This is a genomic window from Streptomyces sp. NPDC001507 (assembly GCF_042894765.1).
Taxonomy (GTDB): Bacteria; Actinomycetota; Actinomycetes; order Streptomycetales; family Streptomycetaceae; genus Streptomyces.
Genome location: NZ_JBIAVV010000010.1, coordinates 217,484 through 235,036 on the forward strand (window position 1 = coordinate 217,484; position 17,553 = coordinate 235,036).

A 17,553-nucleotide genomic window follows, 5' to 3' on the forward strand; every position below is an offset into this window, starting at 1 on the left:
TGGCTCTGCTGCGGTGCTACTTCGCCTCCACCGCGTGGCCGCCGAACTGGTTGCGCAGCGCGGCGATCATCTTCATCTGCGGCGAGTCGTCCTGCCGGGAGGCGAACCGCGCGAACAGCGAGGCGGTGATCGCGGGCAGCGGCACCGCGTTGTCTATGGCGGCTTCCACAGTCCACCGGCCCTCGCCGGAGTCCTGTGCATAACCCTTCAGCCGGTCCAGGTGCTCGTCCTCGTCGAGGGCGTTCACCGCGAGGTCGAGCAGCCAGGAACGGATGACCGTCCCTTCCTGCCAGGAGCGGAAGACCTCGCGCACGTCCGTGACGGAGTCGACCTTCTCCAGGAGTTCCCAGCCCTCGGCGTAGGCCTGCATCATCGCGTACTCGATGCCGTTGTGGACCATCTTCGCGAAGTGGCCCGCGCCGACCTTGCCGGCGTGCACCGAACCGAAGTCGCCCTCGGGCTTGAGCGCGTCGAAGACCGGCCGGACCGTCTCGACGTGCTCGGCGTCGCCGCCGTACATCAGGGCGTAGCCGTTCTCCAGGCCCCAGACACCGCCGGAGACGCCGCAGTCGACGAACCCGATGCCCTTGGCCGCCAGCTCCTCGGCGTGCCTCTCGTCGTCCGTCCAGCGGGAGTTGCCGCCGTCGACGACCACGTCACCGGGCTCCAGGAGCTCGGCCAGCTCGTCGATCGTGGACTGGGTCGGCGCCCCGGCCGGGACCATCACCCACACCACGCGCGGCCCGCTGAGCTTGCCCACAAGCTCTTCCAGGCTGTGGACATCGGCGAGGTCCGGGTTGCGGTCGTATCCGACGACGGTGTGGCCCGCGCGGCGGATCCGCTCGCGCATGTTGCCGCCCATCTTGCCGAGGCCGACGAGACCGAGCTCCATCAGTTGGTTCCTTAGGTTGCGGTGTGGCAGGAGAGGCACGTTCGTGCCCGCGTCCGAGCCTAATCCCGGCCCTTTGCGCACAGTTGTGGGCATAGCCGCTCACCTGGGGAAACCCACCGGACGTCGATGCCGGATACCCACAAGGGACACCCGGCACCGTGCACAGCTGTGGACAACTCGGCCGCTGGTCAGCCGCTGAGCCGCACCGGCATGATCAGGTACTTGTACGCGTCGTCCGACTCCGCGTCGAGCGCGGGCTTGCCGCTCAGCAGCGCGGGCTTCGTGGAGGTCGTGAACGACAGCTGGGCCACCGGCGAGTCGATGGCGCTCAGGCCGTCGAGCAGGAAGGTCGGGTTGAAGGCGATGGAGACGTCGTCGCCCTCCAGCTGCGCGTCGACCCGCTCCACAGCCTGTGCGTCGTCGCTGGAACCGGCCTCCAGGATCAGCACGCCCTGCTCGAAGCTGAGCCGCACCGGGGTGTTCCGCTCGGCGACCAGGGCGACACGCTTGACGGCCTCCACGAAGGGGGCGGTCTCGATCACGGCCACGGAGTTGAACTCGGTCGGGAACAGCGACCGGTACTTCGGCAGGTCGCCTTCGAGCAGCCGCGTGGTGGTACGACGGCCGGCGCCCTCGAAACCGATGAGCCCCTCGCCCGCGCCGGAGCCGGACAGGGCCAGGATGACGCTGTCGCCGCTCGTGAGGGCCTTGGCGGTGTCCAGGAGGGTCTTGGCGGGCACCAGGGCGACCGCGGAGGCCTCCGGGTTCTCCGGCTTCCACAGGAACTCGCGGACCGCGAAGCGGTAGCGGTCGGTGGAGGCCAGGGTGACCGTGTCGCCCTCGATCTCGATGCGCACACCGGTCAGCACCGGCAGCGTGTCGTCACGTCCGGCGGCGATGGCCACCTGGGAGACCGCGGAGGCGAAGACCTCGCCGGGGACCGTGCCCGTCGCGTTCGGCATCTGCGGCAGGGACGGGTACTCCTCCACCGGCAGGGTGTGCAGCGTGAACCGGGACGATCCACAGACCACCGTGGCCCGTACACCGTCTGTGGAAATCTCCACCGGCCGGTTGGGGAGCGCGCGGCAGATGTCGGCGAGCAGCCGGCCGGAGACGAGGACCGTGCCCTCCTCCTCGACCTCGGTCTCGACACTGACCCGCGCGGAGACCTCGTAGTCGAAGCTGGACAGGCTCAGCTGGCCGTCCTCGGCCTTCAGCAGCAGGCCGGCGAGGACCGGCGCCGGCGGACGGGCCGGGAGGCTGCGTGCCGCCCACGCCACTGCCTCCGCGAGTACGTCGCGTTCCACCCGGATCTTCACCGTAAGCCCGCCTCCTGCTGTCGCCGGGGCTTCTCGCCCTGCTGCGTCTTCGTCGTCTGTCCCGGTGTCGCCGGCCCCGGGGAGGGGAAGAACACCGGGGACCAGTCTGACGCACCGCACTGACAGCTGGTGCCTCTCGCGGTCAAGTCGTGACGAGGCGCGGTCAGAGGCCGGAGAGCGAGTTGTGCACAGGGCCCTCTTCGAAACGGATTCCCAGCTCTCTCTAGTTGTCAGTAGTAGTAGGGGCTGTGGATACCGTGGATAACCTCGTTTGCCCAGCTCAGGGCCGAGATTTTGTCCACTGCCCCTGTGGGCGGACCCGGTGGACAACTGGGTGTCGCTGTGGAGAACGGAAAGTTCTGCACACGCCGTGCACAGCCCGGGGGGACTTCTCCCCAGCGCCGTCCCCAGCTTTACCCACCTTTCCCACAGCCCATCCCGGCACCTTTGTGTGACGCCTTTCACTCGACCCGGTGAGCAGGCGCGTCGCGTTGCCGAACAGTGGACAGCGGTGTGGAGAAGCCGGGGATCGCTGGGGACAACCGCCCCTCACCCTGTGGGCGACCGGTGGACAACTTCGTACACAGCCTGTGGATCTTTCCTTCGTCCACAGTCTGTGGAGATCCGTTGTCCACGATTCCACAGCCACCTGAGCTGCCGTGATGCGGTTTCAACCCCCAGCCTGTGGACGACCCTCGGGACAACTTCACAGTCCCCAGGGTGTGGACGCAAGAAAGCCGGCAAATCTGTGGAGGACGCCCGTAACCAGGCTGTTAATCGAACAGCGGGGGGCGTCTGCTTGCCACCCCGTTCAGGGCACGCGCGCCGTCAGGGGCGCGGAGAACTGCGCGACAAGCCCCCTCCGGGCCCGCGGCAGACCACTTCCCGAGCCACCCCAGAACGCGAAAAGGCGCCCCGGGATCTCTCCCAAGGGCGCCCTGAACGCCGTGGAACCGTCGGCCGAACCGCTAGCCGTTCTTGATGCGGTTGGTCAGCTCGGTGACCTGGTTGTAGATCGACCGCCGCTCCGCCATCAGCGCCCGGATCTTCCGGTCGGCGTGCATCACGGTCGTGTGGTCCCGGTTCCCGAACTGCGCCCCGATCTTCGGCAGGGACAGATCCGTCAGCTCCCGGCACAGGTACATGGCGATCTGCCGCGCCGTGACCAGCTGCCGGCCGCGCGAGCTTCCGCACAGGTCCTCGACGGTGAGCCCGAAGTAGTCCGCGGTCGCCGCCATGATCGCCGTCGCGCTGATCTCCGGAGTGGAGTCCTGCCCGCCGGGGATCAGGTCCTTCAGCACGATCTCGGTCAGCCCGAGATCGACCGGCTGCCGGTTGAGCGACGCGAACGCCGTCACCCGGATCAGCGCGCCCTCCAGCTCACGGATGTTGCGCGAGATGCGGGAGGCGATGAACTCCAGCACCTCCGGCGGGGCGTTCAGCTGCTCCTGGACCGCCTTCTTGCGGAGGATCGCGATCCGCGTCTCCAGTTCCGGCGGCTGGACGTCGGTGATCAGGCCCCACTCGAACCGGTTCCGCAGCCGGTCCTCCAGCGTGACGAGCTGCTTGGGCGGCCGGTCGCTGGAGAGCACGATCTGCTTGTTCGCGTTGTGGAGCGTGTTGAAGGTGTGGAAGAACTCCTCCTGCGTCGACTCCTTGTCCGCGAGGAACTGGATGTCGTCGACGAGCAGGATGTCCATCTCGCGGTAGCGCTTGCGGAAGCTGTCGCCCTTGCCGTCGCGGATGGAGTTGATGAACTCGTTGGTGAACTCCTCCGAGCTCACGTACCGCACGCGCGTGCCCGGGTAGAGGCTCCGCGCGTAGTGCCCGATCGCGTGCAGCAGGTGCGTCTTGCCGAGTCCCGACTCCCCGTAGATGAAGAGGGGGTTGTACGCCTTCGCGGGCGCCTCGGCGACGGCGACCGCGGCCGCGTGCGCGAAGCGGTTGGAGGCGCCGATGACGAACGTGTCGAAGAGGTACTTCGGGTTCAGGCGGGCGGTCGGCTCACCGGGGCCGCCGGCCGGCGCGGGCTTCGCGCCCAGCGGCCCGGGACCGCCGGCACTCGGCATGGCCGGCAGGTCCGGCCGTCCGGGACCGCCGCGGTGCCCCTGGCCCGGCCCGCCGGAGGGCTCGGGCAGCTCGCGGCGCCCGGAGTCCCGGTCGTAGTCGGACCGGTCGTGGGTGGGCCGGTCGTATTCGGAGCGGTCGTGGGTGGGCCGCTCGTAGTCGGGGCGGTCGTAGTCGGGGCGCGGCGGCTCGTACTCCGCACGCTGCTGCTCGTATGGAGGCCGGTCCAGCGGCTGCTGTGGGCGGTACTCCTGGGCGTACGCGTCCTGGCCGCCGTAGCCGTCCGAGCGGTACCCGTCCTGGGACGGCGAGGCATAGGGGTCGCGCTCCGGAAAGCCCAGCCGCGGTTGCTGCCAGCTGTACTCGTCCTGACCGGGGCGCGGCCAGGCGCCCGGCTCGGGGCGCTGGTACTCCGAGGGGTAGGCGGGGCGGGCGGTGGGCAGCTGGTCACGGCCGCCCTGGTCCGGCAGCTGTTCGGCGCGGTGCCGGCCGTATCCGCCGTCGTACTGTGACGACGGGGGCTCGGGCTCGTCGTAGCGCTGCTTCTGCACGGGGGGTGCCGGCGGGGCCGGGGGCTCGCCCGCGGACTCGTCCACGGTGATCGCGATCCGGATCGGGCGCCCGCACTCGCGGCTCAGGGTCTCGCTGACGATCGGTGCGAGACGGCCCTCCAGTACGTTCTTCGCGAATTCGTTCGGTACGGCGAGGAGAGCGGTGTCCGCCACCAGCGCGAGCGGCTGGCAGCGCCTGATCCAGTGCTCGTCCTTCGCCTCCACACCCTGTCCGCGGCCCTCGCCGAGGAGCTGCTCCAGTACTCGTGGCCACACTGCGGCAAGATCGGCAGGTACGTCAGCCACAGGGCACGCTCTCTCACAGGTCCCACGAACGTGTGGTTCGAGGACGGGTCGGGATGAATATCAGGTCGGGCGGGGATAAAGGAACGAATCGGAGTTCAGCCACGGTAGTCAGCGTGGCGGGTGCGGTTCAAGTTGTTGTCCCCAGCCTGTGGATAGTGTCTCTCGGTCACTGCTGGTTTGACCGAATGGCGTAGCCCCGCGTACCGTAACCAGGTCGAGTTGTCGATGGCTGCTGCCGCCTGCCTCCGATGGGCACAGATCGCTGAAGGTGATCGGGAAGCGGTGCACTCGGGCGTGATGCGAGCTACTCGTGGGCGCACGGTGACAGCCAGGACGGCACCCGCCACCACCGATTGATTTCTGGAGCCCCCGAGTGAGCAAGCGCACCTTCCAGCCGAACAACCGTCGTCGCGCGAAGACCCACGGCTTCCGTCTGCGGATGCGTACCCGTGCCGGCCGCGCGATTCTCGCGAACCGTCGTGCCAAGGGTCGCGCCAGCCTGTCCGCCTGATCCCGATCAGGTCATGACGTCGTGCTGCCTACCGAGCATCGGCTGAGGCGGCGCGAGGACTTCGCGACCGCGGTACGACGGGGGCGCCGGGCAGGTCGCCCGACCCTCGTCGTCCACCTTCGTAGCGGTGCCACGGACCCGCACGCGCCTGGGGAGAGCGCTCCCCCGACGCGTGCGGGTTTCGTCGTGAGCAAGGCCGTGGGTGGTGCCGTTGTGCGCAACACAGTGAAGCGCAGACTGCGCCATCTGATGCGTGAGCGAGTCGCCCTGTTCCCCCCCGGTAGCCTGGTAGTCGTACGAGCGCTGCCCGGAGCGGGCGACGCCGACCATGCACAGCTGGCCCGAGACCTGGATGCCGCCATCGAGCGGCTGCTGGGAGGGGGCGCGCGATGAAGTACCCGCTACTGGCTCTGATCAAGCTGTACCAGTGGACGATCAGTCCGCTGCTGGGGCCGGTGTGCAAGTACTACCCGTCGTGTTCCCACTACGGCTACACGGCCATCGACCGGCACGGTGCGATCAAGGGCACGGCACTCACGGCCTGGCGCATCCTGCGGTGCAATCCGTGGTCGCTCGGCGGTGTGGACCATGTTCCGCCGCGCAAGCGCCCGCGGTGGCACGAAATGCTGCGTGACGCCTGGCGTGCACGCAGGGGCGGGCCCTCCGCCGCCGAACCGGCCACCGAGGAGAAGACTCCCTCCGAGCTTCCTTCGAGCCCGGCCGCAGAGACTTCGTCCCATGCCCAAGGAGCATGATTAGTGGACACGATTGCCAGCCTGTTCAGCTTCATCACGACACCCGTCTCATGGGTCATCGTCCAGTTCCACTCGGTGTACGGGAAGATCTTCGGTCCCGACACGGGCTGGGCCTGGGGCTTGTCCATCGTGTCCCTGGTGATCCTGATCCGCATCTGCCTGATCCCGCTCTTCGTGAAGCAGATCAAGGCGACCCGGGCCATGCAGACGCTCCAGCCCGAGATGAAGAAGATCCAGGAGCGCTACAAGAACGACAAGCAGCGTCAGTCCGAAGAGATGATGAAGCTGTACAAGGAGTCGGGTACCAACCCGCTCTCCTCGTGCCTTCCCATCCTGGCGCAGTCCCCGTTCTTCTTCGCCCTGTACCACGTGCTCAACGGCATCGCGACGGGCTCGACGATCGGCGTCATCAACGAGTCGCTGCTCAACAGCGCCCGTAAGGCCCACATCTTCGGGGCACCGCTCGCCGCGAAGTTCACGGACGGTTCCTCGAAGGTGGAGGCGCTCGGTGCCTCCCTCACGGACGTCCGGGTCGTCACCGCGGTCATGATCGTCCTGATGTCGGCGTCGCAGTTCTACACGCAGCGCCAGCTGATGACGAAGAACGTCGACACCACGGTGAAGACACCGTTCATGCAGCAGCAGAAGATGCTGATGTACGTCTTCCCGGTCATGTTCGCGGTCTTCGGCATCAACTTCCCGGTCGGTGTCCTCGTCTACTGGCTGACCACCAACGTGTGGACCATGGGCCAGCAGATGTACGTCATCCGCAACAACCCGACCCCGGGTTCCAAGGCTCAGGCCGCCTACCTGGAGCGCCTCACCAAGCACGTCACGCACCACGGCAAGACCCGTCGGCGCAGCGAGAAGACCATCGTCAAGGCGATCGTCGCCAAGGGCCGGGACCGCAACGAGTTCGAGCGTTCGTTCATCAACGCGCTGACCAAGGCCGGCCTCGTGGCCCAGGCCGACGGCACCGTGGTGAAGGGCGAGGCTCAGGCCGTCGCGCAGACCGAGGACGGCGTCACGACCACCGGCGCCGCCAGGCGCCAGCAGCCCAAGCGCCAGACCAAGGCCCAGCGGCAGTCCGGCGCGGCGAAGGCGGCCGGCGACTCCACCTCGGTTGCCTCGGACGCGTCGGTTGACTCGGACGCGTCGGCCTCCTCGGGCCCGTCGGCTTCGGAGGGCAAGACGACCTCGCTGGAGAAGTCCGACGAGCCGCAGGACGCCAAGCCGGCCGCCAAGCAGGCCCCGAAGAGCGGCTCCAACGGCCGTAGCAGGGCCCAGTCCGGTCAACGCAAGGGCGGTCCGCAGCGCCCCAAGTCCCCGTCCAAGAAGTAAGAAGGAGCCCATCCCGTGACGGAAGGCACCACCTCCGCCGCTGCCGAGGGTGCAGACACCCTGACCCGCCTGGAGCAGGAGGGCGAGATCGCGGCGGACTACCTCGAAGGTCTGCTGGACATCGCCGACCTCGACGGCGACATCGACATGGATGTCGAGGCAGACCGCGCCTCCGTGTCGATCATCAGCGACTCGGGCGGCCGCGACCTGCAGAAGCTGGTCGGCCGCGACGGCGAGGTGCTGGAGGCGCTCCAGGAGCTGACCCGCCTGGCCGTGCACCGGGAGACCGGTGACCGCAGCCGGCTGATGCTCGACATCGCGGGCTACCGTGCCAAGAAGCGCGCCGAGCTCTCCGAGCTGGGTGCCAAGGCCGCCGCCGAGGTGAAGAGCACCGGTGAGCCCGTGAAGCTCAAGCCGATGACCCCGTTCGAGCGCAAGGTCGTGCACGACGCGGTCAAGTCCGCCGGGCTGCGCAGCGAGTCTGAGGGCGAGGAGCCGCAGCGGTTCGTCGTCGTGCTGCCCGCCTGAGCGGTCCCCCGCATTACCGGCCCCGTCTGTTGAGCAGGCGGGGCCGAACTTTGTCAGCCTGGTAGTTCTGATGGCCGGTGCGCGGAGCGCCGGCGCGGTACGGAAGGACGGTCCCCGTGACGGAGGCTGCGGAGCTCCCCCCGGCGCCCGAACAGGCGCGGGAAGTGTTCGGCGAGCGCTTCGCCGATGCGGTCCGCTACGCGGAGCTGCTCGCTGAGGCAGGCGTGCAGCGTGGTCTGATCGGCCCACGGGAAGTGCCCCGTCTGTGGGAGCGGCACCTGCTGAACTGCGCGGTCCTCTCGGAGGCCGTCCCCGAGGGGGTGACGGTGTGCGACGTGGGTTCCGGAGCCGGTCTGCCTGGCATTCCGCTGGCGCTGGTCCGGGAGGACCTCAACATCACCCTGCTGGAACCTCTGCTGCGCCGGACCAACTTCCTGACCGAGGTCGTCGAGCTGCTCGGCCTGGACCATGTCACCGTGGTGCGCGGCCGCGCCGAGGAGGTCATGGGGAAGCTGCCCCCGGTGCACGTGGTGACGGCCCGTGCCGTGGCCCCGCTGGACCGGCTGGCCACCTGGGGCGTCCCCCTGCTGCGCCCCTACGGCGAGATGCTCGCCCTCAAGGGAGACACGGCGGAGGAGGAGCTGAAGGCCGCGGCCACCGCGCTGACCAAGCTCGGGGCGGTGTCCACGTCCATCCTGCATGTGGGTGAGGGCGTGGTGGATCCGCTGTCCACGGTCGTCCGTGTGGAGGTCGGGGAGAGCCCGGGCGGTGTGCGCTTCGCGGCCAAGCGGGCTAAGGCGGCCCGGACGGGGAGGGCACGTAGGCGCCGCTGATCCGTCCTGACGACCAGACGTACTCCACACAAGCTGCCAAACCTACGCATGACGGAGTGTCGCGGCTTTTTGGTACTGCTCGCTGTGCATCGTGTTTCACGTGAAACGTCGCTCTCTGCTGCACGGCATCATCGGTCGGACCCGCGCTGCGGCCGATCCACGCGACCGAAAATCTCTCGGAGCCCTTGGAGAGGGGGCCTCTGGTGACACTCCGTCCCCCTTGAGGGGCACGGAGTTGTCCACAGAGGTGGATTTCTCCACAGAACAACAGGCCTCACTGGTTCACGACCCCGAAGACATGGGAGGCTCTGTTCATTGCGAGCCTGAAGTCGAGGAGAGTGAATCCTTGCGGTCCGACGCCAACATCGCGGGACCGATGACCGATCCGGTCCCCGGTCCCCGTACCGAGTCGATGGGGGCGGATGTTTCACGTGAAACACCGCCTCCGATGGACGACACTCCCATCGGTCGTGCTGCCCAACTCGCGGTGGAGGCTCTGGGCCGCGCCGGCGAAGGACTGCCACGCCCGGAGCAGACCAGAGTCATCGTGGTCGCCAACCAGAAGGGCGGCGTGGGCAAGACGACGACCACCGTCAACCTTGCCGCGTCCCTGGCCCTGCACGGCGGCCGCGTCCTGGTGATCGACCTCGACCCACAGGGCAATGCGTCCACTGCGCTGGGGATCGACCATCACGCCGAAGTCCCGTCCATCTACGATGTGTTGGTCGAGAGCAAGCCGCTGGCCGAGGTCGTCCAGCCGGTGGTGGACGTCGAAGGTCTCTTCTGCGCCCCCGCCACGATCGATCTCGCCGGTGCGGAGATCGAGCTGGTGTCCCTGGTGGCGCGGGAGAGCCGGCTGCAGCGGGCGATCCAGGCGTATGAGCAGCCCTTGGACTACATCCTCATCGACTGCCCGCCCTCGCTCGGCCTGCTGACGGTCAACGCGCTCGTCGCGGGGGCCGAGGTGCTCATCCCGATCCAGTGCGAGTACTACGCGCTGGAGGGCCTGGGCCAGCTGCTGCGGAACGTCGACCTGGTGCGGGGGCACCTGAACCCCAACCTGCACGTGTCGACCATCCTGCTCACCATGTACGACGGCCGGACGCGTCTCGCCTCCCAGGTCGCGGACGAGGTGCGCAGCCACTTCGGCGACGAGGTGCTGCGGACGAGCATTCCCCGCTCGGTCCGTATCTCCGAGGCGCCGAGCTACGGGCAGACGGTACTGACATACGATCCTGGATCGAGCGGTGCCCTCTCGTACCTTGAGGCGGCCCGAGAAATCGCGCTGAAGGGCGTCGGGGTCAGCTACGACCCGACGCAGGCCCATATCGGCGCTCAGACCAACCCGAGCATGGTGGAGGGGATCCAGTGAGCGAGCGACGGAGGGGGCTGGGTCGTGGTCTCGGTGCACTGATCCCAGCTGCCCCGACTGAGAAGACCCCGGCTCAGACGGCCGTGGGGGGAGCGGCAGTTCCATCTCCCGCTGCGGCTCCGGTGCTGACGACCGACCGCGGCGTCGCCGCGGCCAAGGTGACGACACTGCCGGCTGTTTCACATGAAACCGAGGAGCCCTCGGTGTTCGGGGACGGAGGGGGAGGTGCGGAGACGCCTGCTCCTCCGATGGGCGCCCACTTCGCGGAGATCCCCCTCGACGACATCACGCCGAACCCGCGTCAGCCGCGTGAGGTCTTCGACGAGGACGCTCTGCAGGAGCTGGTCACCTCCATCCAGGAGGTCGGCCTTCTCCAGCCCGTCGTCGTACGGCAGCTGGGCCCTTCCCGCTACGAGCTCATCATGGGCGAGCGACGCTGGCGGGCCTGCCGTGAGGCCGGCCTGGAGGCCATCCCGGCGATCGTCCGGGCGACGGACGACGAGAAGCTCCTCCTGGACGCGTTGCTGGAGAACCTGCACCGCGCTCAGCTGAACCCGCTGGAAGAGGCCGCCGCCTACGACCAGCTGCTGAAGGACTTCAACTGCACGCATGACCAGCTGGCCGACCGTATCGGTCGCTCCCGCCCGCAGGTCTCCAACACCCTGCGCCTGCTGAAGCTCTCCCCGGCGGTCCAGCGCCGGGTGGCCGCCGGAGTCCTGTCGGCCGGGCACGCCCGGGCGCTGCTCTCCGTCGACGACTCGGAGGAGCAGGACCGGCTGGCCCACCGGATCGTCGCCGAGGGCCTCTCGGTACGGGCCGTCGAGGAGATCGTGACCCTCATGGGCTCGCGGCCTCAAACGGCGACACGCGCCAAGGGACCGCGGGCCGGCGCTCGGGTCTCCCCGGCGCTGACCGACCTCGCGACCCGGCTCTCGGACCGCTTCGAGACGCGGGTGAAGGTCGACCTGGGCCAGAAGAAGGGAAAGATCACCGTCGAGTTCGCCTCCATGGAAGACCTTGAGCGGATCCTCGGCACCCTCGCCCCGGGCGAAGGACCGGTTCTGCACCAAGGCCTCCACGACGGCGATTCCTCGGCCCCCGAGGAGTCCGAGGACTGATCGTCCCGGGTGTCTCCCGCCCGGCCGGCGCCCTGTCGCCCAAAGAGCGGATCGTGTCCGATGTGCTGGACACGGTCCGCTCTTTGCTTTCTGGCGCTATCGATGGAAACGCTGTGTGGATACGATGCGTTCGGTATGGCGCATCTACCTGGCAGCTGGCAGCACCTCTGAGAGAGGCGGGGGCCATGCGATCGATGAGCCGCACCGGACTGGTGAGCGCGGGTCTGGGACTGGGCGCGACCGTCGGATTCGTCGGCAGTCTGCTCAGGGAACGCAGTGCTCTGACAGCCGCTCGCGACGCCGCGGGCGAAGGAAGCGAGGAACAGCCTTCATGGGGCGTCGGCTCGTACCGCTCACGCTGGACAACCTTCAGGACCTTCCCCAGCGCTGTCGCTCGTGTGTCTTCTGGGAACTGGACCCCGTCAGCAGCGAAGCAGCGGTGAGAGCGGGTACAGCCGCGCTGGAAAAGGAATCCTGGATCTCCGCCGTCCTGCTCGACTGGGGATCGTGCGGCCGAGTGGTCTATGTCGACGACGTGCCGGTGGGCTTTGTGCTCTACGCTCCGCCCGCCTACGTCCCGCGCTCCTCGGCGTTCCCCACGAGCCCTTTGTCACCCGATGCCGTGCAGCTGATGACCGGCTTCATCATGCCCGGCTATCAGGGGCAGGGGCTCGGGCGCGTGATGGTGCAGACGGTCGCCAAGGATCTGCTCCGGCGGGGCTTCAAGGCGATCGAGGCGTTCGGTGACGCCCGCTACAAGGAAGCGGCCTGTCTGCTCCCTGCCGAGCACCTGCTGGCTGTCGGCTTCAAGACGGTCCGACAGCACCCCTCGCACCCCCGGCTGCGGCTGGAGCTGCGGACGACTCTCTCCTGGAAGGAAGACGTGGAGCTGGCGCTCGACAGGCTTCTGGGGGCCGTACAGAAGGAACCGGCGCTACGGCCGCTCTAAAGCAAATGGGCCAACCCCTGGGGGTTGGCCCATTCGTGTTTCACGTGAAACATCACTCGGCGATGAAGTCCTCGAGGTCGCGGAGGAGCGCTGCCTTCGGCTTGGCACCGACGATGGTCTTGGCGACCTCGCCACCCTGGTAGACGTTCAGGGTCGGGATCGACATGACGCCGTACTTGGCCGCCGTGTCCGGGTTCTCGTCGATGTTCAGCTTGACGATCTCGATCTTCTCGCCGTGCTCGGCGGCGATCGCCTCAAGCGACGGGGCGATCTGGCGGCACGGGCCGCACCACTCGGCCCAGAAGTCCACCAGGACGGGCTTGTCGCTCTTGAGCACGTCCTCGTCGAACGTCGCGTCGGTTACTGCCTTCAGGGTGCCGGCCACGGCGGGCTCCTTTACTTGATCGTGCGGTGGGGCGGAAGGGGGAAAGATCAGACGGAGGTCTTCTCGGGCTCGGCCTTCTCCTCGTCCGCGAGGGCGGCGAGGAAACGCTCGGCGTCGAGAGCGGCGGAACATCCGGTACCGGCCGCGGTGATCGCCTGACGGTAGGTGTGGTCCACCACGTCACCGGCGGCGAAGACACCCGTCACGTTGGTGTGCGTCGAGGGGGAGGCAACCTTGAGGTAGCCCTCCTCGTCGAGGTCCAGCTGGCCCTTGAAGAGCTCGGTGCGCGGGTCGTGGCCGATCGCGATGAACAGACCGGTCACGGGCAGGTCGGAGAGCTCGCCGGTCTTGACGTTGCGCAGCTTCAGACCGGCCAGCTTCTGGTCGCCCTGCACCTCGGCGATCTCGCTGTCCCAGGCGAACTTGATCTTCGGGTCGGCGAAGGCGCGCTCCTGCATCGCCTTGGAGGCGCGCAGGGTGTCCCGGCGGTGGACGATCGTCACGGACTTGGCGAACCGGGAGAGGAAGGTGGCCTCCTCCATCGCGGTGTCGCCGCCGCCGATCACGGCGATGTCCTGGTCCTTGAAGAAGAACCCGTCACACGTGGCACACCACGAGACGCCGCGTCCGGAGAGGGCGTCCTCGTTCGGCAGACCGAGCTTACGGTGCTGGGAGCCGGTGGTGACGATGACGGCCTTCGCCTTGTGGACTGTGCCGGCGGTGTCGGTGACGGTCTTGATCTCACCGGTCAGGTCGACGGAGACGACATCGTCCGGAATCAGCTCGGCGCCGAAGCGCTCGGCCTGGGCCCGCATGTTGTCCATGAGCTCGGGGCCCATGATGCCGTCGCGGAAGCCCGGGAAGTTCTCCACGTCGGTGGTGTTCATGAGGGCACCGCCCGCGGTGACGGCCCCCTCGAACACCAGGGGCTTCAGCGACGCGCGCGCGGTGTAGAGCGCCGCCGTGTAGCCGGCGGGCCCGGAGCCGATGATGATCACGTTACGGACGTCGCTCACGGCTTGATTCCTCGTCTCTGGTCTACGTCATTCGACCGGTGGGAACTCCTCAGAAGCTCTCACCCCACCCAACGGATCCTAAGGGGCGCGCATTCCCGGTGTGTCCGGGCACACGAGCATCCCCTACCGTACGGATTTCCGCGCCGGAGCAAGAGATGCGTTCTCCGCCTGAGGGCCATGCCGGCGGACGCTCAGGGACGCGCCAGGGACTCCGTCAGCAGGACCTTGCCAGGAGAGGTGGAGGCCTTGCTGCCACAGGTGGCGTCGACGATGAAGGCCGTCACCCGGGAGGCGTCGGAGGCGTCGGGGAGAACGACGAGGAAGGCGTCCTTCCCGTCGTACGTCCCCTGCTTCGCGCCGATGACATCGCCGCTCTGGCTGATACCTGAACGGACACAGGTCGGAACGGATACCGAGGGCTGGATCCGGGTGGTGTACGGGGTTTCCGTGGAGCCGGCTCCCGAAGGCTGTGACTCGATACCGAAGGGCTTCTGAGAGCCGCGCGGGGTGTTCGTCCTGGCGCCGAGGAGAACCTGCACCTGGCTCTGGAGAGTGCTCTTGGAGAAGGTCCCGGCAGAGTTGGTCGGCTTGCCCTGCGCGGTCGTCGTTCCGTCGCCTCCGAGCGACTGGAGGAAGAACGAACCGGCGCCCAGGACGGCGGCAGTCAGCACAGTGCCCAGGACGATGGTCCGGCGACGTGGGCCGCGGTCGCGTCCGCGGTCCTTGCGGCCGGGGCCGGCGGAGGCGTTTGACCGTCCGGCGGGGCGGTCTCCCGCGGGCGACATCTCGCGAGGCGACGTTTCTCGGGGCGATGTTTCACGTGAAACATGAGTCACGGGAGCCGCTGCGTCGAGCAGAGCCTCGGCGGCGAGGGCGGCGTCGATCCGGCCCGCGACGTCGGTCGGCATCTGCGGGGGATCCGGCAGTGCGCCCAGCAGACCCCGGATCTCCTCCAGCGAGGCGTGGACGTCGGTGCAGAGCTCGCACCCGTTCAGGTGCTGTCGTACTTCCTCCGTCCGGGCGGGTGGGAGCAGACCCTCGCTGAGGTCGGAGATCTCCGCGACGTCCGGGTGCCCGGCCATGTCTGTCGTCGACGTCACGCTCGCCCACCTCCGCCCTTCACTGCGGCTGAATCACTCGGCCCGGTGTCCTGTGGATCCCCGTTCCGAGGCCCCGCTGCGGGTGGGACGGATGTCCCCTCCGCCCGGTTCCGTGCCGGGGCCGGGTCATTCTCGTCGGCGGTGTTCTCCGGCCGTAGATGGGTGAGCAGCGGCAGGAGTCTGGCTCTGCCGCGAGCGCAGCGGCTCTTCACCGTCCCGGTGGGGACATCGAGGATCCGGGCCGCCTCGGCGACCGGATAGCCCTGCATGTCGACCAGGACGAGGGCGGCACGCTGATCGTGGGGCAGGGTGCCGAGGGCTTCGAGGAGCTGGCGATGCAGATCGTTCCGCTCGGCCGGAGCGGAGGCGGATTCATGCGGCTCCAGCAGTTGCTCCAGCCGCTCGGTGTCGTCGACGGGGGCGGTCTTGCGGGAGGCCGCCTTGCGGGCGCGGTCGAGGCAGGCGTTGACCGTGATCCGGTGCAGCCACGTTGTGACGGCCGACTGGCCCCGGAAGGTGTGGGCGGCCCTGTAGGCGGATACGAGGGCGTCCTGGACGGCGTCAGCGGCCTCCTCGCGGTCCCCCAGGGTCCGCAGGGCGACCGCCCAGAGCCGGTCCCGGTGCCGTCGCACGATCTCACCGAAGGCATCGGGGTCGCCTTCCACGTGGCGGGCGAGCAGCTCCTGGTCGCTCACTCCGCCGTATCCGGCGCCCTCCGTCATCTGCCCCCTCCGCCTTCGGTGCTGCCGGTGAGACGTCAGCCGGTGAACTTCACCTCGGTGACGGCCTGCTTGTAGCCGGCGTGTGCGTACGCGTCGGGATCCTCGCCCGACTTCGGGACGGCGGTGATCCACATGAGCACGTACTGGCTCTTCACCTTCTTGCTGACCTTCACCGTGGCGGTGTTCCCGGTGGTGGTGACGCTGCCGATCTTCGTCATCGAGCTGATCGACCCCGGGTTCAGCGAGTCGGCGGCGTACAGCTCGACCGTCGTGTGATCGCCAGAGTAGCGAAGGGAGATGGTTCCCGTGGCGACTTCCTGCGCGGAGCCCAGGTCGTAGACGATCCCCACACCTGGCTTGTACGGCGCGAGCTCCGGGCCGCTCAGGAAGGTGTTGGTCCTCCAGTATGTCGAGGTGCTGCCGTCGTACGTCTTACCGACGTCGTTCGGATGCTGGGCATCGCCCTTGGCGACGTACTCCTGCGCGTCGTGGATCTTTATCGCTGCGGCGGGCGCCGGGCTGGCGCTGTTCTTGTCGCCGTCGTCCGTCGTCTGGGTGTTGGTGGTGTCATCGCCGGACTTGTCGCCCTGGTGCATCAGGGCGTCCGCGAGCTGCCAGCTGCCGAGGCCCAGGGCGGCGATGAGGAGGGCCGAGACGGCCCACTTCAGCGCCTTGCCGGTGCGGCTCTGCAACGGGGGCGGCGGGGCCTGGATGGCCGGCGTCGCGCCGGGCGGCGTGGGGCGGCCGTAGGTGCCCTGCTGGTACGTGGTGCGCTGGTACTCGGGCGGTGCGGTGAACGCGGGCTCCGGCGGGCGGATGCGGGGCATCTCGCCGATCGCCTTCACCAGCTCCTCCGGCGTGGTGCACGCGGACTCGTGGCGGGAGGCGGTGGCGCCGTCGTTGACGAGGGCCCGCATGGCGAGCTCGGACAGGCCGCGGTGGACACGGGCACGCACCTGGTCGGGTGCGATCAGGCCGACGTCCTTGGGCAGCCCGGCCAGCCCGTAGGCGTCGCTCTCGTACGGCCAGCGCTGGGTCAGCGCCGCATACAGCAGGGCGCCGATCGCCTCGGTGTCGGTGCGCTGGGGGGTGTCGGAACTGATACCGCGCAGCGCCGCGTTCACCGCGAGGCCGCGGATGCGCCACTGCCCGGTGGAGGTGCGCAGCACGGCGTTCGGGTTCAGGCGGAGATGGGCCAGCCCCTCGCGGTGCGCGGCCGCCATGGCGGAGGCGATCTGACTGACCATCTGGTAGGCGTCGTGCGGCTCCAGCGGGCCGGCCGCGAGCAGCGGGGTCAGTTCCGTGGCGTCCGGAAGCCACTCGTGGACGACGTAGACGAGGTCGTTCTCCTCGACCGCGTCCAGGACCTGTACGAAGCGCGGATCGCCGAGCAGCGCGGCGGACCGGGCGGCGGCCAGCACCGCACGGGTCCGCGGATGGTCGGAGGGCAGGATGTGGACGCCGACGGCACGGCGAAGTTTCTCGTCGACCGCACGCCAACTGCTGAATCCGTCCAGACGGGTGACGCACTCCTCAAGACGGTAGCGTCTGGCGAGCTTGTGCCCGCTGTGCAGTTCAGGGGGTGCGGCCTGCTTCTCAGCACCCGCGGCCATGCCGTTTCCCTGTGCTTCGTCGCTGTCCGTGTCCCGCTCCGGGTTCTTGGCCACCCCGTCGGCCGTGGACTGGTCCGCCTTGGCGGTCAGCGGCTTGTCACCGCTGTTGTCTGCCACGTCGACGGCAGCCGTGCTCCGTTCCGCCACCGTCGTTCCTGCCTCCCCATCCGTTGCA

Annotated in this window: 17 protein-coding genes; 9 read left to right on the forward strand and 8 right to left on the reverse strand. The window is 68.5% G+C overall.

Annotated elements, in window-relative coordinates:
- Positions 1-16: 16 nt before the first annotated feature.
- The 3 genes from gnd to dnaA form a co-directional block, all read right to left on the reverse strand.
- Positions 17-892, reverse strand: coding sequence for a phosphogluconate dehydrogenase (NAD(+)-dependent, decarboxylating) (gnd, locus tag ACFY0K_RS30805; protein WP_382725191.1), 876 nt, complete (start codon positions 890-892; stop codon positions 17-19).
- 188 nt (positions 893-1,080) lie between these two features.
- Positions 1,081-2,211, reverse strand: a complete 1,131-nt coding sequence (gene dnaN, locus ACFY0K_RS30810) for a DNA polymerase III subunit beta (protein WP_365695064.1) — start codon at positions 2,209-2,211, stop codon at positions 1,081-1,083.
- Positions 2,212-3,179: 968 nt separating this feature from the next.
- A complete protein-coding gene (dnaA, locus tag ACFY0K_RS30815) occupies positions 3,180-5,135 on the reverse strand; it encodes a chromosomal replication initiator protein DnaA (protein ID WP_390642560.1) in 1,956 nt (651 codons plus the stop codon).
- A 373-nt stretch (positions 5,136-5,508) separates the two neighbouring features.
- Here dnaA and rpmH point away from each other — a divergent pair, with 373 nt between their 5' ends.
- The 9 genes from rpmH (at position 5,509) to ACFY0K_RS30860 (ending at position 12,542) form a co-directional block, all read left to right on the forward strand.
- Positions 5,509-5,646, forward strand: coding sequence for a 50S ribosomal protein L34 (gene rpmH, locus ACFY0K_RS30820; protein WP_015659252.1), 138 nt, complete (start codon positions 5,509-5,511; stop codon positions 5,644-5,646).
- A gap of 21 nt (positions 5,647-5,667) precedes the next feature.
- Positions 5,668-6,039 carry a ribonuclease P protein component gene (gene rnpA / locus ACFY0K_RS30825; protein WP_352355774.1) on the forward strand — a complete coding sequence of 124 codons (372 nt, stop codon included), beginning with the start codon at positions 5,668-5,670 and terminating at the stop codon, positions 6,037-6,039.
- Entirely contained in the window at positions 6,036-6,401 is a 366-nt protein-coding gene (gene yidD, locus ACFY0K_RS30830) for a membrane protein insertion efficiency factor YidD (protein ID WP_294011403.1), read from the forward strand. The genes rnpA and yidD overlap by 4 nt, the downstream gene beginning before the upstream one ends.
- A gap of 3 nt (positions 6,402-6,404) precedes the next feature.
- The gene (gene yidC, locus ACFY0K_RS30835) at positions 6,405-7,742 is read left to right on the forward strand and encodes a membrane protein insertase YidC (protein WP_390642561.1); all 1,338 of its coding nucleotides are present in this window, start codon (positions 6,405-6,407) and stop codon (positions 7,740-7,742) included.
- A gap of 15 nt (positions 7,743-7,757) precedes the next feature.
- Entirely contained in the window at positions 7,758-8,270 is a 513-nt protein-coding gene (locus ACFY0K_RS30840; protein WP_294009301.1) for a R3H domain-containing nucleic acid-binding protein, read from the forward strand.
- A 116-nt stretch (positions 8,271-8,386) separates the two neighbouring features.
- Positions 8,387-9,103: a 16S rRNA (guanine(527)-N(7))-methyltransferase RsmG gene (gene rsmG, locus ACFY0K_RS30845; RefSeq protein WP_351956821.1), complete on the forward strand. Its 717-nt coding sequence runs from the start codon at positions 8,387-8,389 to the stop codon at positions 9,101-9,103.
- A gap of 298 nt (positions 9,104-9,401) precedes the next feature.
- Complete coding sequence (locus ACFY0K_RS30850; protein ID WP_093508184.1) at positions 9,402-10,475, forward strand: ParA family protein; 1,074 nt, start codon at positions 9,402-9,404, stop codon at positions 10,473-10,475.
- A complete protein-coding gene (locus tag ACFY0K_RS30855) occupies positions 10,472-11,593 on the forward strand; it encodes a ParB/RepB/Spo0J family partition protein (RefSeq protein ID WP_390642562.1) in 1,122 nt (373 codons plus the stop codon). Before ACFY0K_RS30850 ends, ACFY0K_RS30855 begins: the two co-directional genes overlap by 4 nt.
- Before the next feature lie 331 nt (positions 11,594-11,924).
- A complete protein-coding gene (locus tag ACFY0K_RS30860) occupies positions 11,925-12,542 on the forward strand; it encodes a GNAT family N-acetyltransferase (RefSeq protein WP_390642563.1) in 618 nt (205 codons plus the stop codon).
- A 52-nt stretch (positions 12,543-12,594) separates the two neighbouring features.
- On the opposite strand, the gene trxA is transcribed toward ACFY0K_RS30860, so the two are convergent.
- From trxA to ACFY0K_RS30885, 5 genes are all read right to left on the reverse strand, one after another.
- Positions 12,595-12,927 carry a thioredoxin gene (gene trxA / locus ACFY0K_RS30865; RefSeq protein ID WP_093500841.1) on the reverse strand — a complete coding sequence of 111 codons (333 nt, stop codon included), beginning with the start codon at positions 12,925-12,927 and terminating at the stop codon, positions 12,595-12,597.
- Between the two features lie 47 nt (positions 12,928-12,974).
- Positions 12,975-13,943 carry a thioredoxin-disulfide reductase gene (trxB, locus tag ACFY0K_RS30870; protein WP_390642564.1) on the reverse strand — a complete coding sequence of 323 codons (969 nt, stop codon included), beginning with the start codon at positions 13,941-13,943 and terminating at the stop codon, positions 12,975-12,977.
- A gap of 191 nt (positions 13,944-14,134) precedes the next feature.
- Positions 14,135-15,043, reverse strand: coding sequence for an anti-sigma factor family protein (locus ACFY0K_RS30875; protein ID WP_390642565.1), 909 nt, complete (start codon positions 15,041-15,043; stop codon positions 14,135-14,137).
- Positions 15,040-15,765: an RNA polymerase sigma factor SigM gene (gene sigM / locus ACFY0K_RS30880; RefSeq protein WP_390642566.1), complete on the reverse strand. Its 726-nt coding sequence runs from the start codon at positions 15,763-15,765 to the stop codon at positions 15,040-15,042. Before sigM ends, ACFY0K_RS30875 begins: the two co-directional genes overlap by 4 nt.
- A 35-nt stretch (positions 15,766-15,800) precedes the next feature.
- Complete coding sequence (locus ACFY0K_RS30885; RefSeq protein ID WP_390642567.1) at positions 15,801-17,525, reverse strand: protein kinase family protein; 1,725 nt, start codon at positions 17,523-17,525, stop codon at positions 15,801-15,803.
- Positions 17,526-17,553: the final 28 nt, after the last annotated feature.

Bases quoted from the DNA above. Each gene is read 5' to 3' on its own strand.
- gnd (WP_382725191.1), bottom strand. From the start codon at position 892: ATGGAGCTCGGTCTCGTCGGCCTCGGCAAGATGGGCGGCAACATGCGC.
- yidD (WP_294011403.1), top strand. From the start codon at position 6,036: ATGAAGTACCCGCTACTGGCTCTGATCAAGCTGTACCAGTGGACGATC.
- ACFY0K_RS30850 (WP_093508184.1), top strand. From the start codon at position 9,402: ATGGGAGGCTCTGTTCATTGCGAGCCTGAAGTCGAGGAGAGTGAATCC.
- ACFY0K_RS30860 (WP_390642563.1), top strand. From the start codon at position 11,925: ATGGGGCGTCGGCTCGTACCGCTCACGCTGGACAACCTTCAGGACCTT.
- sigM (WP_390642566.1), bottom strand. From the start codon at position 15,765: ATGACGGAGGGCGCCGGATACGGCGGAGTGAGCGACCAGGAGCTGCTC.